Origin of the sequence: Tissierella sp., assembly GCF_052089545.1 — a bacterium.
In the GTDB taxonomy this organism is placed as follows: domain Bacteria; phylum Bacillota; class Clostridia; order Tissierellales; family Tissierellaceae; genus Tissierella_A.
The window spans coordinates 1-2709 of sequence record NZ_JBQDAA010000263.1 but is presented as its reverse complement, the minus strand read 5'-3'; the positions used below and the strand labels follow the sequence as shown (position 1 = coordinate 2709).

The window sequence follows — 2709 nt, the reverse complement described above, 5'->3', positions numbered from 1 at the left end:
CTTCGGGAAAATCTTTGCTTCTTTATCTAATAGCAAAAAGCATTGATCCGGATCAGGTTGAAAGAACCTCTAATAGATTAAAATTTGACGGTTATAATTTTAAGGAAGATTTTGACTTTACAGTTAAATGGAAGAATGGCGAAGACGATACATTCAAAGACCAGTCGATCGAAAATAAATTACATAAGATAACCTATATACCTCAGTTATATATCAATTATTTAGTAGAAAAAAATAACAAAGAGGAATTAAATTCCCTAATTAGAAGTATTCTATTACAGGACGAAGCATTTAAAAAATTTCATGATGATGTTAACGACAAGATTAAAAATGCGAATGTCGAAATAGAGGCCTTATTAAATTCTTATATTCAGATAAGGAATAAGGCACTTGCAATACAAAAAGAGTCAAATGAACTTGGCAAGAGCCCATCCATTAATAAAAGTATTGAAGGTATTCAGAAGCTAATTGCTGACGGACAAAAAAGCTCAAATCTTTCTAAAGAAGAATTTGATGATTACACCCAGTTATCAAGTAAAAAACAAGAAATTGAGAAGAATATCAACGTAGAAATAAAGAAAGCCCAGGTACTGGAAAAAATTTATTCAGAACTGGAGAATAATAAATCCGAGTTGTTAGGAAGTGTCGATGATGACGGCCTTACTAACCGTGGAAAACTGGATAAAATATTTGATGAATTAAATGATGGAACTGACGTATTAGCCGTAAGAGGTAAAATTGTTAGGGACTATGATTTATTACTAACAAATTTGAAAGCAGAAATAAGTAATCAAAAAATTGAAGAGAACCTTGTGAAATTGAGGCAAACACTTGGCGTTTTGAATCAAAATTTAGCTAAATATTTGTTAAAACTTGCTGGACAAAAGGAACTCGTACGATTAACAGAAAGCCTTACTAAAGAAAAAGTCAAATTTGAACAGGCTATTAATCTAGAAAAGCAACTTAAATCACAGCTTGAAGACTATAAAAATAATAGGGAAAGAACCGTTAAATTATTGAAATGGAGATATGAACTTTATGAGCAAATTGTTTCAAAAGTAAATGATACTAAAAAAAATATAGATGACGAAATAACTTTAGAGGCCAAGTTACTATACAAACAAGAGAATTTTCCCTTTCTCGATCAGGTTAACAAGGCTGCAACGTCACAAGGAAGTGAATATCATAAATTTTTCTTAGATAATAATATTAATTACTCGTTTGTTCCTGAATTTTACTCTCACCAGTTAAGGATAAATGACGACAAGCTTTACCTTGACTCTGAGAGGTATATTGCTGTTAAACAGAAGGTCTCCTTGGAAGGTGTTCTCAGGTCATTAATAAAAGATTCATTTGAAATAGACTATACTGTTAGTTACAAAGGTGATGATTTACTTAAAATGTCTCCAGGAAAGAAAGGTACTGTATTGCTCATTCTTTTCTTACAAATAAGTTCCTCTGAATATCCAATTTTGATAGATCAACCGGAGGACAACCTTGATAATAGAACTATTTATGAATTGTTATGTAGAATGATAAAGGAAAAGAAGAAAGAAAGACAAATTATCATTGTATCTCATAATGCCAATCTTGTAGTAGCAACTGATACCGAGAATATTATAGTAGCAAATCAGGAAGGTCAAACGATGCAAGAAGAAGCCGGAAGATACAGGTTTGAATATGTAAACGGATCACTAGAGCATACTCGGACACTTGATAATGAAAATAAAGCTATACTCCAGAAACAAGGTATTAAAGAGCATGTCTGTGATATACTTGAAGGTGGTAATCAAGCATTTAAACAACGAGAAAGAAAATATGCAATTAAATAAAATGGTAATTGTAAGATTACAAATTACTCCACCAAGAGTATGAGTGTCTTTTCTGTGGAGTCTGCTATTAGAATGGAGGGTTTTTCACTACTTGTCAAAGTAAGTGGATATATTTGCTTTAGTCGGTTGATTATTTAATTAACGCTTATAATATACTCATGGTATTTGGTACAGCTGCCATTTATGGTCTTTCTTTATATTACGCTGAAAAAATTATTGATAAAGCATTTATAGATAATGGGTATAATGGTCTTAAGGGGCTGTTTATGTCCAGACAAAGCTATAAAATTGAACTAAATAAAGTTATTCGGAAAACTATTGATGAATATCAGCAACAAAGTACAAGAGCGGAGGCCGGAAAATTCCCTTTCTACCACTCTTCAATTTTATTTGATAAATTGTCAGAGTACTTTCTTTTCAAAATTGACAATCCCAAATTGGTAGAGGACTTGTTCGAGTCCAATCCAAATATATTTCGTCCCACCGCAGAGGAACTAAAAGATTTTTATGCCATGTTTCTTGATAATATTTCTAAAAATAAAAAGTTAAAAAAGCTTTTTATTGACGAAAACTATAAAGAGGAAATTTTTAACCAAACTGACAAGATCTATCAACTGTTGAATAAGAGCGATGAGATCCTAAAGAAGGTTAGTGGATTAGAGCGAAAGTTAGATTCTATTGCTTTGGTACGCATTAGTGGAAAATTTGATAGCGCTATTCAGATTGATGGTTATTACAGAAATCAGGGATTAGAAATACATCATAAGCTTGAAAAGTTTTCACCTCGTAAACTAGTAGTGGATCTTATTATTGACCTTTTGGAAAAAAATTCATGGGTTAACTTGTTTGCTAACATTTCAATGGGCAAATCCCAACT

2 protein-coding genes are annotated in these 2709 nt (G+C 31.8%); both read left to right on the top strand.

Annotated features, from left to right (window positions below):
* On the top strand, positions 1 to 1832 hold a 1832-nt coding region (locus tag ACTHW2_RS12660; protein ID WP_442264257.1), incomplete at its 5' end, for a hypothetical protein.
* A gap of 158 nt (positions 1833 to 1990) precedes the next feature.
* Positions 1991 to 2709, top strand: a 719-nt coding sequence (locus ACTHW2_RS12655; protein WP_442264256.1) for a hypothetical protein, incomplete at its 3' end; no start/stop codon positions are given.